Below are 24057 nucleotides of genomic sequence, written 5' to 3' on the forward strand. Positions count from 1 at the left end.
AGTCGCTGCCAACTTGTAGGGGCGAATGCCATACTCTGCGAGAAGCCGGAGGCTACGCCCTTACCATCAGTTTTTCTGTACGCCTATGAGCTGCGGAACTTGGATAGATATATCAGGAGTTGAGTGGGCTATTAAATTAAAACTGGAAAATGAAGATTGGATACCCGTACCGGGTTTGGCGTATGTTTCTTATAACCGTCTAGCTGCTAATTGGTTACACGATGAAGCTTGTCCTGTTGCACCTGAATTAGTTATTGAAATTATCTCACCTGGCCAAACTTTTGGGGAAATGATCGCAAAAGCCATAGATTATCTCAAAACTGGTGTTTCTCGTGTTTGGGTAGTTGATACAAAAGCTCAGACCATAACTGTATTTGCTCCTTCTTCCCTTCCTATTACTTATCGAGGCGATCAAGTCATTACTGATGATTTACTACCCAAACTAGAAATTACCCCATCAACCATCTTTCAACGTGCTGGATTAAATAGCTAAAATCCTATTTCGTCAACTAACTGTTGGCAGTTGTTATCAAAAAGTAACTGGTTATAAAATTCGTGTGGGGTCCTTCCATCTCTACTAGAACAGATGAACAACTCAAATCCGAATAATAACCGGGAACGGTGGAAAAGATATTTAGGGAGGAAAAAGAATTCGTTTGCAGGAAAGTATCATCTTTATAAAGGAGAAAAACTCAACTGGTTTCAAGTCACTCTCCGTTTTGAAAAAGCAGCGCTTCCAGTGATTCTTCCCGCGATCCTCTTTTGTTGTTTCTATGGTTTTTTAGTATCATTGCTCTATCATTTCGGATGCCCCATAGCCTTCCCGAATAAGAATACCGTAACCATCAATGCTGTCTTAAGTTTTAATATTGGTTTAACTTTGTTACTGGTTTTTCGGACAAATACAGCTCATGAGCGATTTTGGGAAGGACGGAAACTCTGGGGTTCTCTAGTCAATACAAGCCGTAACCTGGCGCGTGGTATTTGGATAGTAGTTAAAGAGCAATCGCCGTCAGATCGACTAGAAAAAGAAGCGACACTATGGCTATTAGTTGCTTTTGCTGTTGCAATGAAGTTACATCTAAGGGCAGAGCCTGTAAACGATGAGCTAGTACCATTGATGTTATCAAACAATTATGTGAATCTTAAAGATACGAATCATCCCCCACTACTAATTAGCTTCTGGATAGGAGCTTATTTACAGGAGCGGTATGACCAGAATTGTTTAAATATCTATCAATTAACTGCTTTACAGAAATTAGTAGACGAATTGGTAAATATTTTGGGTGGTTGTGAGCGCATTTTGAAAACACCATTACCTATAATTTACTCAATTAGACTCAGACAATTGATATTAATTTATTGCTTAATATTGCCTCTTGATCTTGTTGATGATTTTGGTTGGTGGACTGGTATCATCATGGCTTTTGTGAGCTTCACATTATTAAGTATTGAAGAAATTGGCTCTGAAATTGAAGAACCTTTCGGACATGATCAAAGTGATCTACCTTTAGATGCGATCTGCAATACTATACAACGCAGTGTTGAAGAGTTAGTTAGGCTGGCTAGTTAATTAAGCAACGACTTCTTTTTTGGTCTGTTCCTGTTGATTGCCATGCCGATCGCCATTTCTAGCCGAGAAAGGATCGATATTCATGGATTAGGAGCCACAACTAAACACTCATTAGGAGCTTTATTCAACATATCTTGAAAAGCACTCATTAGTTTGGTTTTGGTCAGAATCAATCTCCATTAGTATGACCCATTTGAGCATCAAAAAGCCGTCAAATTCCAGTAAACTATTTTGTCAACTCATACCAAGTTTGTTGCCCAACTATTCCGTCGACTAACAAATTTCGTCGGTACTGAAACGTTTTAACGGCAGTCTCGGTGAGCGCGCCGAAAGTTCCATCGACTTGAATAGCATAACCATTGGCAAGTAACAGCCGTTGCAAAACTCTCACAGAAATACCAGAGTCCCCAAATCCCAAAGTTGGCATAGGTGGGTAAGACACCTTCTGGAACTTTGTGACAGATTTGCTACTGGTAGAGTTTTGTTTTTGTATTAAGTCTGGTTGTTTTGCACTTTCAAAAGCGGCTTTTTGCTGGTTAAGATAACTCTCATTAGGGGTGTTTTCTTTAATATCTGACTGCTTTCCAAGTCGAGAAAAGTTTGCTTGTAAAGAATAACTGACTATATTTGCCCTTAAAGCTGCTGAATTTAAAACCTGATCAGTAGGTTTTTGGTATATATTTTTAATCTGTATGTCGGAAGAAATTTTGTTATGAAGATTTTCACCAATGTCTATTGATGACACTTGGTTGCTACTGTTTGCCTGTGTTGTATTTGCTGAAGGAGCAGAGAGCATCGTCCCATTTGACTGCATGAATTCAGGAGGTGTCATCTGAGCAGTTGGAACTAACTGAGATAACTCACCCCGCGTTGACTGCTCGACACTATTGTCTAATTCTAACAGTGGTTGCTCCGATAAAACTGGCGGCGACGATGGTTGTCCTGTCGTTAACACGCCCGTCATCAGCAGGGCAATATCACTCATTATGTTTGATTTTACTAACAACCATATTTCCTTTGACAGACAAAATTGCTGCTATTCCGGAATATTGCGTACTTTCAAGTTAAAAAATGTGATCTTTTTCCTTGAAAGAGAATCACAACGGTCTTTACTCTTTTGTTGACATTATTAAGTACGATCTGGGAGAAAATTGTGAGCTGTTTACCTATGTAGGTCTAGATTTTCTCTCTATTTGGACAATACTCAATAGAGGATGCTTAAAGGGGAAGGGGGATTGCCCCTCATCCCTGGTCACAATTTTTCAAAAGACATCGCACTTGAGGTAAAAAGTCAAGTGTGTATGTAGAAGTTTGTACCTGTGTTTTGTAAAGTTTTCTATTTTTTTTCCTGAACTTTCTCATAAAGAGTGAAGCTTGAAGATTTCAATTTTCAATTTTCAATTTTTATTCTCCCACAAAGGGTAGAACTCTGATTTCGCAATTGAGAGATTTTACTGTTTCCATTTTTGGCTTGTATTTGTAAAATAGATTTACGTTGCATATAGCATCTGCAATATTTTGTCATAAAACTTTTAAGGCAATTGGGCAGTTTACACCAAAAATGCTGTTTAATAAATTAAGAGACGATTAAATTTTTTGGTGTGGCTAGAAGAGGAAGCCTACCAATCGGGGCTTTTCTCAATGACTAAATTCCTTGGGGAAACAGCTGCTTGATAATGCAGATGACCCTCAACATGAAGACCAATATGTCGAAATTTTGATTTATCTCATAGTTGTTGTCTATCTAATTTTTGTGGAAATGCTGCTGTAAATAGGGTCGCAACACATTGTCATCGGCGCAACTGCAAGTTTATCTATAGTTTGGAATAATTCTGCATGACTCCTACTACTGCTGAACAACCAGTGAATACTGGCTCAAACGTGACACTATACGAAAAGACCACAACACCTGATCCCCTGAAAACGGCTACAGGTGTTTACGTAACAGTGCATGGGCACTTTTACCAACCACCAAGAGAAAACCCATACTTGGATGCGATTGAGCGCCAGCCAGGCGCTGCTCCCTTCCATGACTGGAATGAGCGCATTCACTACGAATGCTATCGCCCAAATGCTTTCGCCAGGGTGTTAAATGACCGAGGCGAACTAATGGGTTTAGTGAATAACTATGAATACTTAAGCTTTAACATTGGGCCAACGCTCATGTCCTGGTTGGAAAAGTATGATGTAGAGGTGTATCAGCGTATTTTGGAGGCTGATCGCAATAGTTGCGCTCGCTTAAACGGTCACGGTAACGCGATCGCGCAAGTATACAACCACATCATTATGCCTCTTGCTAATCACCGGGATCAATACACACAAATCCGATGGGGCAAAGAAGACTTCCGTTCCCGATTTGGACGTGATCCCGAAGGCATGTGGTTAGCAGAAACGGCTGTGGACTATGCCACCCTAAAAGCCCTAGTAGACAATGGTATTCGGTTTATTGTCCTTGCTCCCTCTCAAGCACAACGTTGTCGCATCATAGCTACTGAAAATGATCCCCTGCCTGAATGGTACGAAGTTGGTGGTGGTCAAATTGATCCCACACGTCCGTATCGCTGCTTTTTGAGAGGAGAAAATACCTCTGAGGAAATTCCTTACATCGATATCTTTTTCTACGATGGTCCTATCTCCCGGGATATGGGCTATGGTGATGTTGTTTATAGTTCCACCCACTTAGCAGGACGCATAGGTTCTGCTGTGCGTGGGGATCACCGCCCAGCACAGTTAATTTCTCTAGCAACTGATGGAGAAACTTTTGGACATCATAAAGGTGGAACAGAGAAAACTCTAGCCTACGCCTTTAAGAATGAGTTTCCCAACAGGGGTTGGACTGTGACAAACTTCTCTCACTATCTCAGCTTAAATACTCCTACTTGGGAAGTAGAATTGAAACCTGTTACGGCGTGGAGTTGTTCCCATGGTGTAGATAGATGGCAGGATGACTGCGGCTGCGGTGGTGGTGGTGGATGGCATCAGCAATGGCGTCGACCTCTACGAGATACACTAAATTGGTTACGGGATCGGCTGATTGAAGTCTATGAGGAGCATGGGAGAAAGTTTTTCCGCGATCCTTGGCGAGCACGAGATGAGTATATTCAAGTCATACGCGATCGCTCCCCTGCAAATGTTAGCCGCTTTTTGTATAATCACCAAACCCACGATCTCACATCTACCGAACAAATAGACGCCTTGCGCTTATTGGAAATGCAGCGTCATGCTTTGCTAATGTTCACAAGCTGTGGGTGGTTTTTTGAGGAAATCTCTCGTCCAGAAGGAACACAACTTCTACGTTATGCCGCTCGTGCTTTAGAACTTGCAGGAGATGTGGCTGGCGTACAGTTAGAAAAAGAGTTCATCGATCGCCTAGCGCTAGCTAATAGTAATGTAGATTTGTTTAAAAATGGTGCTGAAGTCTATCGTCAATTAGTACAGACTGCCCAAGTGAATTTTAAGCAAGTAGCAGCTCATTATGCTATTACTTCGCTGTTTGCTAACCGTAAAGGGGAAACCCGATCATCAAGTTTTGAACAAAAAAGCGCTATTCAATGTCCTCTCGTTTACCACAAGCAGGTTTATTGTTACTCTGTTGACGAGCTAGATTATCAGCTGCAACGATTGGGATCGTTGACTCTGGCAGTAGGAAATGTAAAGCTGGTGTCAGAAATTACTTGGGAAAGCGAAAATTTGGTGTTTGCTGTTCTCCATCTTGGGGGTTGGGATTTTCATTGTTGTATTCAACCCTTTGAGGGACGCCGTGCTTATACATCACTAAAAGAACAGGTATTTGCTTCCCTGCAACAGGCTAGCGTAGCACACACTATTCTAGTCATGACCCAATTGTTTGGAAACGAAGCCTACAGCTTGCAAAATCTGTTTGCTGAAGAACGTCATCGTCTGATGGGCTTACTCACTCAGGAAACCCTGTCACGTTTGGATCAGCTTTATACCCAAGCATATCGTGATAATTACGGCATATTGATGGCATTCCATCGCGATGGACTTGTTGCACCTCAAGAGTTACAGGTGGCAGCAGACATTGCTCTGGGATATCGGTGTATGATGACTTTGCGCTCATTTGAACAAGATATCCACGATTCAATATTGAGTGGAAATCATGTAGTAGAATTAGAGGCGATCGCAAATGAAGCTAAACACCTACACTGCCGCATAAATATTCCTGAGGGTAGAGCCATACTAGAGCAATTGATTTTGCGATCGCTGTGGAAATTACTCTATGAACCCAATGGTACATTTGATGCAGATATCCAACGTTTAGAACGATTGATAGATGTGGGATATCAGCTAAATCTTGGTATTTCTCTTGAACGATCCCAAGAACTTTACTTCAGTTGCCTACACACTCAAATTGTGCCTCAGTGCCTAGCCGTAAAAGCCAATAATCAAAATGCGAGTCAATATATTCAGCTATTGAAGTTAGGACAAAAACTGGCAATAGATGTTGGCACTTGGTTGACTCAGCTAGGATAAGTCATGCGTAACCACGGCTAATAGCCGTGGTTTCCTTATGGCGGGTTTACCGAACCTGGCGAATATTAAATTTTACTGCGGGCATCTTGCCCCCATTCTATAATAGAACTTTAAGTAGCCTGAAAAATAATTTGTCAGCTAGGCACTACTCCAGCAGCAGATGTAATTTTTCTTTCCCAACACCCCTAAACCCCCTAGGTTAACGCTTTTCAGCTTTAATAGTCGAGGTGTTGCCAATCACTTACACTAATTCAACCACCAGGCAGATCTTTATGTATCGCATATCCTACTGTTGGAACTTGCGAGTGAAAAAATTTTTTGTTTAAATATTACGTATACTAAATAATAAGTAAAAATAACCAATATGAAGCCCTCAAATAATCTAAACGAATTAAATGGAAAAGGTAGTGCCGTACAACAGAGGGAGTTAGACATAAACAACTACACCAATAAACGTCCCATTCCAGGAGCAAGCGAAACATTAGTCAGAGTTGAGCCGCTAAAGACACCAGAGGTAGAGCCAGAGCAAGAAACAGAGGAACCGAAACCAGAACAACGGCAAGAAGAACCCAAGAAGAAACCGAACAAACGTAAGCGGTTATTCCTTTTAGCTGGTGGAGCAGTAGCCGCGATCGCCGCAAGTATTTTTGGTGTTCACTGGTGGATGTACGCATCTACCCATCAATCAACAGATGACGCCTATGTAACAAACGACGTTCACCCGGTGAGCAGCCGGATTAATGGCACAGTCTCTGAAGTGTTGGTAAATGACAATCAACACGTACAAGCAGGTCAACTATTGGTAAGGCTTGATCCTCGTGACTATCAGGTACAATTACAACAAACACAAGCAGCGCTAGAAGCTGCTCAACGTCAAGCAAATGCAGCACAGTCTAATGTTAATTATGCGGCTGGGAATGCATTAGGTAATACACAACAAGCCCAGGGAAACGTTGGTAGCGCCAAAGCTGCAATTTCTACCGCCATTGCGAGTGTTAAGGCATCCCAAGCAGCAGTTTCATCAGCGCAAGCCTCAGTAAATCAAGCACAAGCAGATTTAGTAAGGGCGCAATCTGACTATAACCGTTACAAAACTTTGTACGCTCAAGGAGTCGTACCGCGTCAACAGCTAGAAACTGCTCAAAATACTTACTATGTAGACGTTGCGAAGAAAAACTCTGCCATACAAGGGGTATATCAGGCTCAAGCTAACTTAGCGCAGGCTCGAGAGAATGTGACTAAAGCCCAAGCAGAATTGGCAGCATATCAAGGAGCATTGCGACAAGCACAAGCAACTGGGGAGCAAACCAAAGTCAACCAAGCTCAATACCAAGCGGCTCTAGCTCAAGTTGATCAATCACGAGCCAATCTTAACAACGCTAGTTTACAACTGTCCTACACCAATATCGTCGCCCCCAGTACCGGGAGAGTGGGTAACAAATCCGCTCAAGTTGGACAACGGGTACAACCAGGCACACCGCTAATGTCGATAACACAAGATAACCCGTGGGTAGTTGCCAACTTCAAAGAAACTCAGCTAGCAAAGATGCGTATAGGGCAGCCGGTAGAAGTCCACATTGACGCTATACCTAACCATACTTTTCTCGGTCGCGTCGATAGTTTCTCACCTGGTTCAGGAGCAACCTTTGCTCTGTTACCTTCAGATAACGCCACTGGTAACTTCACCAAGATTGTACAACGTGTTCCAGTAAAAATTGTTTTGGATCCAAAGAGCGTTCGAGGTTATGAATCACGGATTGTACCAGGATTATCAGTAGAAACAAGCGTTACTGTGAAGTAGTAGGTGCAAGTTCGTGGCTGATAATATAACTTCTCAAAACAAACGGCAAAAGCCTCCCTCCTCATCACCACCATCTGAAACCGTCTCTCTGAGAACCTGGATTGGTGTGATGGGAGCTATGCTAGGAGCCTTCATGGCGGTTTTGGATATCCAAATCACAAACTCGTCACTGGCACAAATTGACGGCGCGATCGGCGCAACTCAACAAGAAGGATCTTGGATTTCCACTAGCTATCTGATAGCTGAAATTGTCACTATTCCCCTAACCGGTTGGCTATCACAAGTGTTTTCTGTGCGGTGGTATCTAGTCGGTAATTCAGTCTTGTTTCTGTTTTTTTCCGTCTGCTGTGCTTGGTCGCAAAATCTTGCTCAAATGATTGTGTTTCGTGCTGGGCAAGGATTTACTGGCGGTGTGCTGATTCCGATGTCGCTGACGACTGTGCTGAGATCATTACCACCATCCAAACAGCCGATTGGACTAGCATTGTTTTCAATGACAGCTACCTTCGCACCGTCAATTGGTCCAACAATTGGGGGTTGGTTGACAGATAACTTTGGTTGGGAGTACAACTTCTACTTAAACATAGTTCCAGGGATACTACTTATTGCTATAGTTTTATACGCTATTGACCCTGCGCCTTTGCAGCTAGAACGCTTGAAGCAAGGAGACTGGTGGGGTATTGCGTCAATGGCGATCGGTCTTGGGAGTTTGGAAATCGTTTTGGAGCAAGGGCAAGAGTATGATTGGTTTGCTTCCAAGGCGATTCGTTATTTAGCTGTAACAGCAGCTATTTTTATGACCCTTTTCATCTGGACTGAGCTAACACGAAAGCAACCGTTTATTAATTTACGCTTATTAATACGTCGAAATTTTGGTATCAGTAGTTTTGCAGGATTGGCTCTTGGACTAGGACTTTATGGTACTGTCTATATTTTGCCGGTGTATCTTGATTTGATCCAGAATTACAGCCCGTTACAAATTGGTGAGGTTATTGCTTGGTCAGGAGTGCCACAGTTATTCATTATTCCAATGATACCCAAGCTCATGCAACGCTTTGATGTTCGTTTTCTAGCTGCGGTAGGGTTCAGTCTGTTTGCACTCAGTTGTTTTATGAACTCGAGCATGACTAGCGAGACGGCGATCCAAGAATTGAAATGGTCTCAGCTAGTTCGTGCTCTGGGACAACCTTTGATGATCTTACCTCTCACAACGATCGCCACAGCGAATATTGAACCACAACAAGCGGCTTCCGCTTCAAGTTTATTCAACATGATGCGTAACCTGGGAGGATCTGTAGGGATTGCTGCTTTAAAAACACTGCTCACTAGACGAGAGCAATTTCATTCTCAACGACTTGGAGAGTTCATCTCTTCTTATAGTCCTCAAACTCAACAGCGAATCGATCAGATGACTCAGTACTTCTTAAGCCAAGGAAGCGATCCTACTACTGCTCATAATCAGGCGATTGGGGCTATAGCTAATATTGTCCGTCGAGAATCTTACGTGATCGCCTTCAATGATTGTTTTTACTTTATTGCAATTAGTTTGTTAATAACTGGTCTTGCTTTACTTTTCTGTAAAAAGGTGAGATCAGGTGGTGGTGCAGTTGCTCATTGAGCAGAGAGTTTTATCCACTGGCTCCATGGGTATGGGATCATCCTCGACTAAACATAAAATGTCCTCTTTAAGTATTTCCAACTGCTCAGAGCTAAAAGCCATGAGTTCCACCCCGGCTAAGGTTCTGAGGGTTGAATCGTTCATAAAATGAGCTAATCCCTGAAGGGGAGATAAGTCTATTCTGATACCGTTATACTCAGTCATCCAATACCCAAATTTACCTAAAGACTCTGGATCTGTGTAATATTCTTTCCACTCCAGCAGGCTAGCCTTCTCGTTAATATTTTTTAATGCAACCCTTATACTGCCAGAAAGACCGCGCTTGCCATTAACAGGGTAAACTAGGTAAATTGTGGGTCTTTTTTCGTCGACTACTGGATCAAACCCCAATATCATAGTGTTAAATTTGGCTAGCTGCTGAAGGCTGTGCTGCAGTGCTATCTCAACCGGAGTAGTTTTTCTAATTACTACTCTTGACCAGTTTAGAGGGGGCTTGTATAGTTTTATCAGCTCATTTTCAAGACTTGAAAGAGTATTTATATCATCGCTGCAAGTCATCCAGCTAATACTAACAGGGTTTTTGAGATTAAATCTTTTTAGCTCATTCAATCTATGATGATCCTTCCATCGCTCAACTAAATTGAGTGTTCTACCAATATAAAGAATTTTATCTTTGCTGTCACAAATGAAATAGATACAAGCACAACTAGGTAGCTTGTCTTTATCCAGTAAATATACTGATGGCAGTTCAGATAATTTGATGTTTTCTAATAACATCCCTCGACTTTGTAACAATAAACTTTTTTATTAATTTAATAATCCCTTATAGAGGTAAAACGTTCTGTCTAATACAAGTGAGAACTTAAATATCAAAATGACGCTGAAAGCGGTGGTCAATACGGTTTGTTTTGTATTGATTGCAGCGTGAGAGGCTATTTATAAAGTAATTCTTAAATCCCTTAAGCATTACAAACTTTTAATTTGCGTAGGTTGGGTTGAGGAACGAAACCCAACATTTTTAGGATTTTGTTGGGTAACACGAACGTTCAAACCAACCTACAGAGCCTTAATGTTTACTTTATAAATTATCTCTGAACATAAAGGTTGTAAGTTACTGATATCGTTTTTACCACTATTGGAAAGAGATATAATATCATCAATCGTTAGATCTGTTTCTTCGTAAGTTTTACCCTAGCTTTGGCAACGGTATATATCGCAATGAACCCTGGTGGGACTGCTTTTCTTCCTTCATAATTCAATTTACAACTCAAATAAAACTGATATATCTAATAGCTTAAATATCAAAATGACGCCTAAATCGATGGTCAATACGGTTTGTTTTGTGTTGATTACAGCGTAAACACAAAGTCTGTAAATTGCTGATATCGTTTTTACCACCGCGAGAAAGAGGGATAATATGGTCGATGGTTAGGTCGGTTTCTTTGTGATTTTTGCCACAGCTTTGACAATGGTATTTATTGCGTCGGTAAACGTATTGCCTAACTTCTTTAGGTATGGAAATACGCGGAGTTTTGCTTATCCAAGGATCTGAGTGGATTTCATTTTGCATATGATTTTATGTACTCTATTTTTGAAGAACAAAGCATCTACAACGCCACAGTTTTGTAGTAAAAAGTTTTCTTCCATATGAACATCCTTTTATAAAAAAACTAAGTTGGCACAAATCAGCCATATTTTAATCATCATCCCTAATCATGATTTAAGCGGCATCCGTGGATTAACGGGAGAATTTGAGAAGATTACTTGTCGAAGATCTGTGAAGATGCGAATGGTTTTCACTGGCTATTACTATGAGCGCTTCACTGCTGCCAAAATAAATGCGATCGCCTCTTGAGTGTGTTCCTCAATCATTTTTGGACTGAGCCGATCAATATCTGGTGTTAGGTGTTTCCAGTTTTCATGTACTGTAAAGTAAAACAGACAAACACTTAAAATATGAGTCAATGCTAAAAATGGCTCAAGCGGACGAAAACAGCCTTCTGCCATACCTCTATGTAAAACCTTAAGTAGGTGCTGGTGAAGATTCAAAACATTGCATTCCCTAAAATAAGCTCCTTGATTTTGACACGCTTCTTGAAACCAGAGCATTTGGCGTTGAGGGTTTTTGGCTTCATTAGAAATTGCGATACGAATAATTTGCTTAAGAGCTTCTTCTGGGGAAACACTGTCAAAGTTTAATTCACCTAGTAGCGTCTCGACTTCATCAACTGGGCGTTGCAGTACTGCTTTATACAAATTCTCTTTGTTCTCGAAGTAGTAGTGAAGCGTTGCGGTTGTTACCTTGGCTTGTTCGGCGATCGCGTTCATCCGTCCCCCTTTTAAACCGTGTCGGGAAAATTCTTGCTCTGCAGCATCCAATATTTGCTGCTGGGTAAGTTGAGCATCTCGAGAGGGGCGGATTGATTTAGCAACTCGTTTAGTTGATCGAACCACAGTTTGTGAATGAAAAATTGGTGCTTCCATCGTAACAAATAGCTAGATAAACCGAACATGTTAAATCTTGGAATTGACGCAGTAGCAACTCACTGGTAAACTTACTAATTAATTAGTAAGTTAATTAGTACGACTATGAAGCAATTGCAAGGCGCACCGTGGCTTTTGGCGCATCGTTCTATGCTAAAGCCAAATAAACTCGTGAAAATTTCTCTGTTGGGCAATGATTATGTTCTTTGGCAAAACAGTAATGGTGTAGTTAGAGCCTTGCCCAATGCTTGTCCTCACATGGGCGCAATGCTGTCGGAAGGATGGTGTGTGAAAAAACCCGATGGCAATAGTGTAATTGCCTGCCCTTTTCATGCATTAGAATTTGACCATCTGGGTTGCACTGTTATCCCTGGTTCTAACAAAAAAACTCAATCGTTAATCCAGCCACTGGAGTTAATTATCCAAGATAATTTTATTTGGTCTTATGGAGGGTATCAACCAAAGATCCCAATTCCAAACATTATGAACGAGATTGCAACAGAGTACGAGTTTATCGGGGTTACGGGTAATCGGAGCATTCCAACTGATATTTTGAGCTTGCTGTTGAATATGCACGATTACAACCATCAAAATGGTACCCATAGAGAATTATTTGAAATTGAACAAGTTCATATGAAAGAATTCATTGATGAAGGATTACATTCTCATGCCTACTTGTCACAACCCAGGAAAAAACCTACATTGAGTAACATTTTAAAAAATCCAGGTTTGCTAGCAATGCCTAAAGTTTTAGAAGTGCATTTAGAGAATTTTTTTCCCTTTATGGGATTGATGCACGGGGAGAATAACTTGCTAAGCTTGAAAGAGTGCCACTTTTACCTTCCAGAAAATGCCAATCAATCGCGTGTGTTTGTGTTGATGTACATGAAGGCTCATTCTGCGATCGCACACCTGATTAAAGGTAATCTGTTGAAGTTGATTAATGTAGTTGTGGAGCAAGATGCAAATATTTTATCTAAAATTTATCCCGACACACCGCAGCGCATTAAGTTAAACAATGAAGTGGGAATGAATTGGGTACGACGAAATTTTGAAAGCTTTCCATCTGTTGCGGAGCAAAATTTATCCCAGTAATTACAAAAAATATCACAATTGTTACTAATATCAATTACAGGAAAAAACTGCAGGTTTTAATATCCAACATGAATTAAAGAAAAATTTTTCTTCATGCCCATTGGTCTATTTTTCTTAAAAGAATCACCAACCCCACGGCTTTTGTTTTTTCAAAGAAAATATCTTACCTAAGCACTCTATGTGATAATATTGCAAAATCTTAACACAATAGGTAAAATTAGTGAAAACAGATACCCTTTTCTACGAACTAATTAAAGAATTACCTCAAATCTTTTTTGAACTCATCGGTAAACCTAATACTAACCCTAATGCCTATAAATTTACTGCAACAGAACTAAAACAGCAATCTTTCCGTTTAGATGGTACCTTTTCCACAATTGAAGGATTTGACAACGAACCATTATATTTTGTAGAATTACAAACATATAAAGATCAGGAATTTTACGAACGGCTTTTCGGGGAGATTTTTGTTTACTTTCGTCAATATCGACCTCCTAATTCTGACTGGTATGCAATTGTTATCTATGACAGGCGCAGTAATGAAATTCTGCCTCATCCTCGTTATCAGCCTTTAATAGAGAAATATGTACGTCGCATTTACCTAAATGAGCTTTCAAGTGATAATGAATCTATAGGAATGGGAATAGCGAAATTATTTGTGGAAACTCCCAAAAAAACTACTGGTTTTGCCCAAAAATTAGTAAATAAAGCCAAGAAGGAATTAACCGATGAAACCCTTTTGCAAAAAGTGTTAACATTTATCCAAAGCGTTGTAGTTTACAAGTTTCCAAATCTCAGTCTGGAGGAAATTGAAGCCATGCTTAATTTGAGTGATGATATCGAAAAAACAGGTTATTATCAAAGTGTTTTGAAAAAAACTAAATTAAAAGTCGTACCAGCATTACTGGAGAAAGGACTTAGTATTCAGGAAATTGCTAAGGCTTTAGAACTAGATGTAGAAGAAGTTAGAGAAGTAGCACGAGGACAATAGACAATGAATGTACTAGTTTTCAGCCAGAGGCTGGGAACTAGTAAAACTTTGAACTCTCCGTCCTTTAGAAAGATACAGGCTCCTCACCGTGTTCCGTGATATGGAACACAAATCTACTAGTCAAAATTAGCTCTGCTATGACAGAGCTAGTAGTCGCTCAAACAGTCGTAAGAGCGTTAAACACAAACAGCTATACAGATACTTAGGCTTCCAACGAGCGAAGATTTTACCTATTCAAGCTAATCAAATATTTTTCTCAACGCAACTCTATATCTTCAACACACCGCAGCGCATTAAGTTAAACAATGAAGTGGGAATGAATTGGGTACGACGAAATTTTGAAAGCTTTCCATCTGTTGCGGAGCCAAATCTATCCCAGTAATCAATTCTTAGAAAAACCGCAAAGTTCAATTTCTTCTTGACTAAAAGCATCCCTCAAAATTTTGCGGAGAACACGCTGAATATGAAGGTGTTTCCCTGGCTTAACCTTTGTCAGTGTTAACAGCAATAGGTGATTATCCCCAAAATTTTCTATTCCAGCTACTCGCGTCGGTTCTATAACATCATCTTCATGGGCTTTTAACTGTTCTCCTACTTTCTCAAGCACCCTATACACATGATCTAAATTGGAATGATAGGAAACGCTAACCTCCACCCGTGCATATATATACTGCTTAGAGAAATTCAGAATTGCTCCAATCTCTCCATTACGAATAATCTGCAATTGACCATCAGGATGACGGACGTGAGTGGTTCGTAGTTCAATTGCTTCTACAGTTCCCTCAATACCCCTGTCTTGCAATTTCCCAATTTCAATATAATCACCCACCAAGTAATAGTTCTCAAATAAAATCAAAAATCCACAAACAACATCATTAATTAGGTTTTGCGCACCAAGACCAACTGCTATACCTACAATTCCTGCACCTGCTAGAATGGGTGCAGGATCAATGCCAATGAGTTTGAGTATAGTCACCCCAGCAGTGAAGTAGACGAAATATTTGGTAAAATTCCGCATCAAAGGAATCAGCGTCAGCCGTTTCTGCTCCTGAGAGTCATTTGCATTTGCATCTGCGGATCTTAAGTAGAACTCATCAAGAAAAAAGTAAGCGACTTCAATTAAAACATTGCTAAGAAAATAAACCCCAATAATTTGCACAATTTTAGGGGTATAAGCACTGATCCAAGCTATAGGTTCTATTTCTGGAACGACGAGATTTACTATACCAATATAGAGGACGTATTGCAAACATTTTTTAAACAGGGGAATTAAATGACGTAAACGCTCGTATAAGTTTAGTAGTTTACTAGAACTAGAGTATTTAAGACTCAGGGCATCAAGAGTATCAACGATAGTAGCAACAGCTTTGACAATGAGTAAACCAACTGTGATAATAATATATATTTTTAAAGCGATGTAAAGATAGTTGGGAATAACCTTTGGTACATGGAAAAATTGAGCAGATAGAATAACAGAGTATATCCAGAGAGTATGAATAATAATTCTTTTTAAAACTTTAAAGAAAGCCTCGATGCTCTCATCATTAGCTTTTATCTGGTCAACGCTTTTTGCGTAATTGCAAACCCAATTTATACCTCGGCTTAAGGGTGGTACCGTAAGTTTAACTAGCATTAGTAAACTTACACTTTTCAAGCCCGCAATTAAGAGATTTGTCCAAAACTGAGCAGGAAGACTGTGAATGAGATTTAGTTGAAATTCCTGAACATTCCCACCCCGATAAATCACCATCCCATTCACACCGATCACCGCAAGAGATAGAATTACAGAAGTTAAAATCAAGATTCTGCTGATACTTCGGCGTAGGAAGGTAATATTTGCACTTCGTCCTTGAACCCAATAACTCTTACTAATCTGCTTGAAGATTATCCCAATCACCAAGTTTAATAGCGAGAAAATAAGTATTAAAAATATGACTTCACACAGGATAATTATTATATTCATATTTTGGTCCTTGAGGTCGGGGTGCTGACAGTAGTATCCAGATAAACATAGCACAACGACAGATAAGACAGTTAAGCAAATAATCTGGAAGATAATTGAGACAGTTAGGAGGTTGCGCTAAAAGGAATACATTGTGTAAAGCCCCACGGTACCGTCTTATCAACAGATGTATCTAAAACAGGAGTGTTCATTGCACCTGAAAAGAATATACTTTACTAGGAGTGTAAGAAGGGAAAATCAACAGTCAATAAACTTGATTATATTCCCATGTCTTTCGGCTCCAAGTTCCCATACGTATTGCTAAGTCTGATGAAAATAGGAATTATTGGAACGGGAAATATTGGCGCAAATGCTGCGCGGCTTTTCGTTCGCGCTGGACACGAAGTTGCATTGAGCAATTCACGAGGAGTCGAAAGCCTTGAACCCTTGGTTACTGAACTGGGAGAAGCAGCCAAAGCAATGACTTTACAATAAAACCTTGACTATGAAGCAAGCCAAGGAGATTTTGCCAATGGCTTGAAGCAGATGTGCTATTTTATACTAAAAATCATACATTTCCCACTGTGAACCGTATTGAACAAGTCGCACCCAAGGCCTTTGGATAAGGTTACGATAAGATAACACATGTTGCTCAATTTTTTTCCTGACGATAACATCAAGGACTACTCACCTCAACTCACATACTTTCAACTAAACCATTAGATATAACGATATTTTTATCGCTAATGGTTTGTGAGTCAAAACCTTCGATTAAAGGTAACAAATGATCATATAATTGCATTGCTTGTAAACAATTATTAATTGCCAATACTGCTGAATTATATAGCTCTATCTTTTGCTCAACTGTGCCCAGTAACCGCTGGTTATTAAGAATTTTTTCCTTAGCTTCTTTTTCTAATGTCTCTTCTAAATAAGCACGTGCTTGATTGTACTGTTGCAAAATCTCATCTGCTTGCTGATCTGCCATTGGTAGAAAACGAGTTTTTAAAGTTTGGTTGATAGTCTGGCGGAAATTTCGGCGGATCGTTTGAGAGACTTTTGGTTCAAAATCCAACTTTAATAGCTGTCTAATTGCAGGTTCTGCGTCCACCATGCTTTCGCAATCGTAACCTTGAGAAGTTTGTTGTAAAGTTTGCCGAAACTGGTATATTGAAAAAGTGCCTTCATCGTAAAATCTTGGGCTTTCTCTTACAAAGCGATCGCACTCCACTCGCGCTGCACTCACCAAAACTTGAGTAACTTGTTTTTCTAGATTTTTCAACTCTTGCTCAATCCCACCATCATTTCCTAATAAGCGATATAATTGGCGATATAACTCTGATTTACGAATCCTTTCTATCAACCGTTGAAAAATCTTACTAAGAACTTCTTGAGAAGACTCTACCAAAATATCTTCTAACTGATTCGCCAAATAATAAAGTGCTTCCACTAAAATGGCAATTAAAGGCGCAGTCGCATTGCGAGGATGGCTCAAAGTTGCTCTTCGATAAGCATTACTCACAGAAAAAGTATCTAGTAACTCATCTAAACGACGAATCATCCGCGATTGCAACTGATGAAAATCAGCTTCAAAACCATCACAGTCATTTGTTACAATTTTGTTAACTTCTTCTGCAATTAAACACTGAAAGTCATTTCCTACTTGCTGTAACTGTTGATTGAGACGTTGTAATTCCTGTGCTTTCATCGCCTCAATTTCTCGTGGTTGGCTATCTAAATCGCGTTGTATGGATTGAAAATGTTTTTTTAATTGAATACAAACATCTCCTAAGTCATCAGCAAGATTTTTAAATAACTGAGGACGCTTTTCTTCTGTGAGATATCGAGTAATAGCATTTCGAAACTCTTCAATTCCACTATCTTGAATGAGCTGCTCAATCAGAGGTGTTCCCTGTTCCTGTAAAATCCTTACATAGTTTTCATTTGGAGTTTCAAAGCTATTTACAGAAATGCGGAACTTGCTAGGTGCAAGCTTACCAGAGTTAGCACAGTAGCGAAGAAACTCATTGACAAACTGCGGGGTTTCTTCTTTAAGATCTAAACCTTTGACACTTTGAGCAAAAAGGGAATTTAAACCAAACCGATCCTGTGGAGTAGTCTGGTTTATCTGACTCCCATAAAATCCTAGTAAGCCACTGGTTTTGTAAATTCTTGTGGTATCACGGAACTGGTTACTAATCAAATCATCTAGCCGTTGTCGTAGCTGAGTGTTGTACCAAGTCTCATCAATACGGTTAAAGACGTAAAAGACGCGATCGCGTATTCCTGAATTTCCCCGCATCATTTCCAAGAGTTCCGTTTCTTCCTTCGTCATATCACCAGATGAAGCCGGTTTCAGAACACATACCACCGCTGAAGTATCGGAATCCTGAATTTTAGCGTAAGTTAGTTGCGCGTCCTTTAAAACAGGTGCATCAATACCAGGTGTATCGATAATCACGTTACCGTCTTGTAATAGACGATGATGACAGTAATATTCAATTCGCTTTAAAACAGCACTATTGCTTCCCCGACGTGCATAACCAGCAGCTTCCTTAAGATTAGAAAAGTTAAATTGCTCCATCGAGTAAGTAGCATTATTCACCGTGTAAATATGCTGACGGTTCGCCACATAACCCTCAAGTAACAATATCAAAGCCTTGGCTTGTTTTGCACGTTCAGATTTACTTTCACCACCTTCCTGCTGAATAATAGCTTCACATCCTTGGCGTAGTAGATCGATAACTTCACCTTGGTTGATATTTGCTACTGTCTTGAATCCCAACTGCTGACACAAAGACACAGCTTGTTCTCGAATCTCCGCTTCACTCAAAAAAGTTAAAACAACTCGCTCTTGATCTGGTTCTGCATATTCAATTTTACATTCCGTACCTGTAGCATGACCTTCTGCACTATATAGTAATTCTCGTTCTAAAAGTGCATTTATGAGCATAGACTTACCCGCACTAAAAGCACCCGCAAAAACAATCTCAAATTTTGGGGAAATTGCTTTAGATAAAGAAGTTCGCAAAGGTGAAATATCGTAGGAACGTAAAAAAGGCTCTTGCTGTAAAAGCTGTAAGATAGACTCAACCTGTTCTTTTAAATTTTTGCACTGAAGCGGTAGCCCTAACATGTTCAGTATCGTAGAAGGTATTCAGGTATATTCTATTAATTGTTATTTCGCTAAAGGTTCAGTATAATTACGTGAGTACAGGCAGCTTCTTAGAAGAGATTGTATCTAAACGAGAATAATATTATTGAATGTGAATTATGAAAATTTTTCCAGTCAGGCTAAAACCAAATGAAGATTTAAGAAAAAGCTTAAAGAATTTTGCTGAGAAACAAGATATTAAAGCTGGATTTATATTGACTGCGATTGGTAGCTTGAAACAAGCAACGATTCGCTTTGCAAATCAAGAAGCTAGTACAGTATTAACAGAGAAATTTGAAATTCTTTCTCTTAATGGAACAATTGCGACTACAGGAGTACATTTGCATATAGCTATTTCCGATAAACAAGGCAAAACTTTAGGTGGACATCTTAGTGATGGGTGCATTATCTACACAACTGCTGAAATAATCATTGGCAATAGCCAAGAGCATGTATTTCTTAGGAATATTGACTCAGAAACAGGCTATAAAGAATTAGAAATCAAGGGATAGTGTTTACTAAAAGCTCATCTGATCGTCTGGGTGGCTTTTCTAACTCGATTTGGAGACGCCGTTAGAGTAGGCTTAATGCGCTAGGTGTGCAACTAAGAGCTAATGACGAATAATTTATTTTTGAAATCTACTTAGCAGTAAGAGGAGCTATAAAAATCTTCAATATTGTACAAATGTTATTTGACCGATATTTTGGGAATTATCTTATTGTAACTATACATATTTGTATCGTATTGAATTATGATCAAACTCAAAAAATGGGTTCGCCCTTCGACAGTATTATGCCTATGTATATTCATGGCGATCATGGCGCGGACCAGTATTTTAAATATAAACACCTCTGCTGAAAAAAGTTATAAATCAAAAAATTTTCTAACAGAATTTGCTAGATATTTGAACGTTCTAGATTCACTAGAATGGAAGTTAATAGCGAAAAAAAACTTGATAAGGAATTAAGTGATGAAATAAATGAAGCCCAAAAATCAGCGTATTTTTTCTTAAAAAATATTGATGATAATGAAAAAAATAAATCAAAAATAAAAAAAATATTCGATATGTATAACAAATACATAAATTTATTACAGCAAGAAATAAGATTAATTAATGAACATAAAATTAAGCAGGCGATGGAATTTGTTAGTCAACAGGTAGACCCAACTTTCCTCATGCTAAATAATGAGATAAATAGCTTGAGTAATTTTTATGAAAATCAAAAGCAAAAAGCTGTTGAAATATCTAACATAGAAATAACGATTGTCTTATTTTTAGGTTCTGGAATAATTGGAGGACTATTTTTGGTCTATAATAGATTTGTGTTTAACAAAAATCAACAATTAGAGAAAACTTTAAATGAGTTAAAAGAAACACAATCTCAATTAATTCAAACAGAAAAAAATGGCTAGTTTAGGTCAACTAGTAGCAGGTATTGCACACGAAATTAACAACCCAATTAGCTTTATTCATTCTAATATCGAATATATTAAAGATTATACACAAGATTTAATCAAAATAGTATATTTATATCAGCAACAGTATCCAGAATCAAGTACTGAAATTAAAACTGCTATCAAAGAAATAGATCTAGATTTTATCTCAGAAGATTTGATTAAAATTCTTTCGTCAATAAACAATGGTAGTGAAAGAATTCGAGACATCGTTTTGTCTTTGCGGAATTTTTCTCGTTTAGGCGAAGCAGTGATAAAAGAAGTTGATTTACATGAAGGAATAGAGAGTACACTATTGATACTTAATCACAAATTTAATAACGAAATTGAAATTGTTAAGCATTATAGAGATTTACCGCGCGTGAATTGTTATCCCGGGCTATTGAATCAAGTATTTATGAATCTTCTTATGAATGCTAGCGATGCTTTGTTAAGTGAAAAATTATTAATTAATAAACAAATTATTATCCTGACGGAAAAACTTGGAGAAAATCAAGTTAATATAAAAATACAGGATAACGGACCTGGAATACTACCAGAAATTCAACCCAAGATATTTGATCCTTTCTTCACTACTAAACCTGTTGGTAAAGGTACAGGTTTAGGGCTTTCAATATGCTATCAAATTATTCAAAAACATAATGGAACAATTACAGTGAGTTCTGAAGTTGGTAAAGGTACTGAGTTCACGATTACCCTACCAATCAAATAGTCTTTGCGGTAGCAGTTTTTCCATAATTGAGCAAACTGACGTGAAATCTTAAGTTCTATTGTTACCTTTTTAGCAAAAGTGGCTATGCACCGCACTAGCTCGTCTACTTTTCTAGTATATTAGTCCAGACTCCAGACAAAAGATTCATATTTACCTCCTTTACTTCCCCCTCATCAGTATTTTTGAAAAGCACGGTAAATGCACCAGCACCCAAACGATCTTGAGGAAACATCCGGTAACAAGGGATTGTAGTTAAATGCGACTGATATTCCTTTAAATGATTAATCTCAACTGCTTGAAACTGGGTAAATCGTTCCAAGAACCATTCGCTAACTTGCTCATTTTCTTCAGGAGAATAAGTACAAGTCATATATGCTAGATAACCTTGAGGTGCTACTATTTTAGCAGAGTTTGCAATAATTCTTTTCTGCCGATTGGCACTTTTATTAATAGCAGTTGGATGAAAACACCCAGGCGCTTTTTCTCCTTTTGCTAGTAAAGATTGACCTGTGCATGGAGCATCTACTATAGCTAAATGACTAGATGATGCCATTATCTCGGCTAAAATACTGGAATCTCTATTAACTATAATAGAAGGCTTAATATGGCATCTTTTAAAGTTGGAAATTAGCATTCCCAGCCGTTTGCCAATGACTTCATTACTAATTAATAAATCAGGATGGAAATTTTTCCAGGCAAAAATACTTTTTCCTCCTGGTGCAGCACACATATCAAGAACTAAATCTATATGGTCACTAATGGTTAATAAAGTTGAAGCTGCAAACACAGAAGAAAAATCTAAACAATAAAAATTTCCTTTTTCATGTAAGGGATGTTGCCCGGGTTTTTGTCCTAAAGATAAACGATCAATAAAGTTGGGTTGCCAAGGTGATGGTGCTTCCACCTGAAATGGTGGAATTTCGGGTTTTTCCGTACCCCAAAGAATACAAGGATGGAACGGCTGAGGGTTAGTTAAAGCCTCAACAAATCTCTCTTGTTCGTTTAGATTTTCAAATAAACGTCGTGAAAGTTTAATTAATAAATTTGAAGGTGTGTTCATAGACACAGCAATTTAAGATAAGATAACTAGTTTTTTTGGAGACGAGCCCAAGCATTTGAATCATACTCTCAACCAGGAATCCCTGATTACACAAGTTAAGGAAGATCCTATATTTTGGTAATTGGGTTTTTCCTCCTTACTTGGTATAAAATGCTGCAAATTGTTTTTATCCTTAATATTTCCTTCACATTCTAAGAAAATTACTAATTATTTCTGTTTACTGAAACTAGATAAACCATTATTCGAGCATAATTACTAAAAGTAATGTTTCCCCAGATAATCTTTTTTGCATGAGTATTATCGAACCTAATTCACTTTTGCCTGTACCTACAGGTGAATTGCGGATTCTGGAATTGCCTCCTACCAATGACGATCTAAGCGGTGTACCCGTTCACTTCTCCCTAGTGATTCCTACTTATAAAGAAGCAGCAAATATCCACAAAGTAGTTGAGATATTAAGTAATTTACTAGATGAAGGGTTAAACGGAGACTACGAACTGATAGTGGTAGACGACGACAGCCCTGATAGAACTTGGCAAGTGGCACAATCGCTTATCCAAGAATACCCACGTTTGCGAGTAATGAGACGCCAAAATGAACGGGGGCTTTCGTCGGCGGTGGTTCGTGGGTGGCAAGTTGCTAGAGGACGTGTTTTAGGAGTGATTGATGGGGATTTGCAGCATCCACCTCATGTGCTGTTGCAATTATTACAAGCAATTGACAACGGAACAGATTTGGCAGTTGCTAGCCGACATTTAGAAGATGGTGGAGTCAGTAGTTGGAGTTTTATTAGGCGTTTTTTGTCTCGTGGGGCTCAACTGTTGGGATTAATTATTCTACCAGGAGTACTTGGCAGGGTTTCAGACCCTATGAGTGGATATTTTCTACTACGCCGGAGTGCGATCGCTGGTGCAGTGCTTAATCCCATAGGATACAAAATTTTGCTGGAGGTTATCGGTCGGGGTAAAATACAAAAAATTGCTGAAGTTGGCTATGTATTTTGTGAACGTCAAGAAGGTGAAAGTAAGGTGACATGGAAGCAGTATGTCGATTATATACATCACTTGCTTCTTTTGCGTAGTTCTACAGGGCGGCTCAAAAGATTTAGCCAAAGCATAAATTTCCCCATTGGTCGCTTTATCCGCTTTGGTTTAGTAGGGTTGAGTGGAGTATTTGTAGATATGGTAATGCTTTACTTGCTCAATGATCCAACCACTCTGGCTTTGCCTTTAACTCGTAGCAAAATTATCTCGGGTGAAATTGCGATCATTAATAATTTCTTGTGGAATGACAGTTGGACTTTTGGAGATGTTTCTAAGCACCAACGGGAATGGCGTCAGCGCTTAAAACGATTTTTGAAATTTAATCTGATTTGCCTCGCGGGACTTGTGTTGAACGTGGTGGTGCTAAATCTGGTGTACAACTTTATGATTCGCAATGCTTATATCGCCAACTTAATTGCGATCGCCGTCGCTACTGTTTGGAACTTTTGGGTTAACCTAAAACTGAGCTGGCGGGTTACACAAGTCAAATAGTCTCTCATTCTGTAACCACAAAGCTCAAAACCCGCTCAACCTAGCTTAGCCTTGTTGCTTCGCACTGGTTGAACGAGTCTTTGTTTTTGTCATAAAACCGTCAAAATGAACAATATATGTAACTCATAAATAATTGTATATA

General features: G+C 39.0%; 20 protein-coding genes. 12 read left to right on the plus strand and 8 right to left on the minus strand.

The annotated features are described in order from the left end of the window. Window positions 1–85 precede the first annotated feature (85 nt). Window positions 86–493 (plus strand): Uma2 family endonuclease, encoded by a 408-nt coding sequence (locus G4P69_RS12295; protein WP_243902944.1) that lies wholly within the window; start codon window positions 86–88, stop codon window positions 491–493. A gap of 93 nt (window positions 494–586) precedes the next feature. Then, complete coding sequence (locus G4P69_RS12300) at window positions 587–1573, plus strand: bestrophin family protein (RefSeq protein WP_208350068.1); 987 nt, start codon at window positions 587–589, stop codon at window positions 1571–1573. Between the two features lie 226 nt (window positions 1574–1799). Here G4P69_RS12300 and G4P69_RS12305 read toward each other — a convergent pair whose 3' ends face one another. After that, window positions 1800–2558 (minus strand): peptidoglycan-binding domain-containing protein, encoded by a 759-nt coding sequence (locus tag G4P69_RS12305; protein ID WP_243902940.1) that lies wholly within the window; start codon window positions 2556–2558, stop codon window positions 1800–1802. 851 nt (window positions 2559–3409) lie between these two features. Here G4P69_RS12305 and G4P69_RS12310 point away from each other — a divergent pair. From G4P69_RS12310 to G4P69_RS12320, 3 genes are all read left to right on the plus strand, one after another. Beyond that, the gene (locus G4P69_RS12310; protein WP_208350070.1) at window positions 3410–6067 is read left to right on the plus strand and encodes a DUF3536 domain-containing protein; all 2658 of its coding nucleotides are present in this window, start codon (window positions 3410–3412) and stop codon (window positions 6065–6067) included. Between the two features lie 364 nt (window positions 6068–6431). Next, on the plus strand, window positions 6432–7868 hold the full coding sequence (locus G4P69_RS12315; RefSeq protein WP_208350073.1) for an HlyD family secretion protein: 1437 nt from the start codon (window positions 6432–6434) through the stop codon (window positions 7866–7868). Between the two features lie 13 nt (window positions 7869–7881). After that, window positions 7882–9486: an MDR family MFS transporter gene (locus G4P69_RS12320; RefSeq protein WP_310833811.1), complete on the plus strand. Its 1605-nt coding sequence runs from the start codon at window positions 7882–7884 to the stop codon at window positions 9484–9486. Here G4P69_RS12320 and G4P69_RS12325 read toward each other — a convergent pair. From G4P69_RS12325 to G4P69_RS12340, 4 genes are all read right to left on the minus strand, one after another. Then, on the minus strand, window positions 9460–10263 hold the full coding sequence (locus G4P69_RS12325) for a GIY-YIG nuclease family protein (protein ID WP_208343759.1): 804 nt from the start codon (window positions 10261–10263) through the stop codon (window positions 9460–9462). The genes G4P69_RS12320 and G4P69_RS12325 overlap by 27 nt on opposite strands. 279 nt (window positions 10264–10542) lie before the next feature. Continuing rightward, entirely contained in the window at window positions 10543–10647 is a 105-nt protein-coding gene (locus G4P69_RS12330; protein ID WP_390691966.1) for an HNH endonuclease, read from the minus strand. A 133-nt stretch (window positions 10648–10780) separates the two neighbouring features. After that, entirely contained in the window at window positions 10781–11026 is a 246-nt protein-coding gene (locus G4P69_RS12335) for an HNH endonuclease (RefSeq protein ID WP_208343786.1), read from the minus strand. Window positions 11027–11295: 269 nt separating this feature from the next. Beyond that, window positions 11296–11970 carry a TetR/AcrR family transcriptional regulator gene (locus G4P69_RS12340; protein WP_208343760.1) on the minus strand — a complete coding sequence of 225 codons (675 nt, stop codon included), beginning with the start codon at window positions 11968–11970 and terminating at the stop codon, window positions 11296–11298. A gap of 105 nt (window positions 11971–12075) precedes the next feature. Between G4P69_RS12340 and G4P69_RS12345 the strand changes: the two genes are divergently transcribed. Further along, on the plus strand, window positions 12076–13065 hold the full coding sequence (locus tag G4P69_RS12345; RefSeq protein ID WP_208343763.1) for a Rieske 2Fe-2S domain-containing protein: 990 nt from the start codon (window positions 12076–12078) through the stop codon (window positions 13063–13065). A 220-nt stretch (window positions 13066–13285) separates the two neighbouring features. Next, entirely contained in the window at window positions 13286–14056 is a 771-nt protein-coding gene (locus G4P69_RS12350) for an Rpn family recombination-promoting nuclease/putative transposase (RefSeq protein WP_208343765.1), read from the plus strand. 382 nt (window positions 14057–14438) lie between these two features. On the opposite strand, the gene G4P69_RS12355 is transcribed toward G4P69_RS12350, so the two are convergent. Next, complete coding sequence (locus G4P69_RS12355; RefSeq protein ID WP_208343766.1) at window positions 14439–16019, minus strand: mechanosensitive ion channel family protein; 1581 nt, start codon at window positions 16017–16019, stop codon at window positions 14439–14441. Between the two features lie 309 nt (window positions 16020–16328). On the opposite strand from G4P69_RS12355, the gene G4P69_RS12360 reads away from it, so the two are divergent. After that, window positions 16329–16493 (plus strand): NAD(P)-binding domain-containing protein, encoded by a 165-nt coding sequence (locus G4P69_RS12360; protein WP_208343767.1) that lies wholly within the window; start codon window positions 16329–16331, stop codon window positions 16491–16493. A gap of 202 nt (window positions 16494–16695) precedes the next feature. Here G4P69_RS12360 and G4P69_RS12365 read toward each other — a convergent pair whose 3' ends face one another. Continuing rightward, window positions 16696–19134 carry a dynamin-like GTPase family protein gene (locus tag G4P69_RS12365; protein WP_208343768.1) on the minus strand — a complete coding sequence of 813 codons (2439 nt, stop codon included), beginning with the start codon at window positions 19132–19134 and terminating at the stop codon, window positions 16696–16698. A gap of 137 nt (window positions 19135–19271) precedes the next feature. On the opposite strand from G4P69_RS12365, the gene G4P69_RS12370 reads away from it, so the two are divergent. From G4P69_RS12370 to G4P69_RS39165, 3 genes are all read left to right on the plus strand, one after another. Beyond that, window positions 19272–19664 carry a PPC domain-containing DNA-binding protein gene (locus G4P69_RS12370; protein ID WP_208343769.1) on the plus strand — a complete coding sequence of 131 codons (393 nt, stop codon included), beginning with the start codon at window positions 19272–19274 and terminating at the stop codon, window positions 19662–19664. A 416-nt stretch (window positions 19665–20080) separates the two neighbouring features. After that, window positions 20081–20566: an MCP four helix bundle domain-containing protein gene (locus tag G4P69_RS39160; RefSeq protein ID WP_243902532.1), complete on the plus strand. Its 486-nt coding sequence runs from the start codon at window positions 20081–20083 to the stop codon at window positions 20564–20566. Continuing rightward, the gene (locus G4P69_RS39165; protein ID WP_243902533.1) at window positions 20559–21320 is read left to right on the plus strand and encodes a sensor histidine kinase; all 762 of its coding nucleotides are present in this window, start codon (window positions 20559–20561) and stop codon (window positions 21318–21320) included. The genes G4P69_RS39160 and G4P69_RS39165 overlap by 8 nt, the downstream gene beginning before the upstream one ends. Before the next feature lie 103 nt (window positions 21321–21423). Here G4P69_RS39165 and G4P69_RS12380 read toward each other — a convergent pair whose 3' ends face one another. Next, a complete protein-coding gene (locus G4P69_RS12380; protein WP_208343770.1) occupies window positions 21424–22380 on the minus strand; it encodes an RsmB/NOP family class I SAM-dependent RNA methyltransferase in 957 nt (318 codons plus the stop codon). A 290-nt stretch (window positions 22381–22670) separates the two neighbouring features. On the opposite strand from G4P69_RS12380, the gene G4P69_RS12385 reads away from it, so the two are divergent. Next, on the plus strand, window positions 22671–23915 hold the full coding sequence (locus G4P69_RS12385; RefSeq protein WP_208343771.1) for a glycosyltransferase: 1245 nt from the start codon (window positions 22671–22673) through the stop codon (window positions 23913–23915). Window positions 23916–24057: the final 142 nt, after the last annotated feature.

Source organism: Aetokthonos hydrillicola CCALA 1050, from assembly GCF_017591665.1.
GTDB classification, from domain to species: Bacteria; Cyanobacteriota; Cyanobacteriia; order Cyanobacteriales; family Nostocaceae; genus Aetokthonos; species Aetokthonos hydrillicola.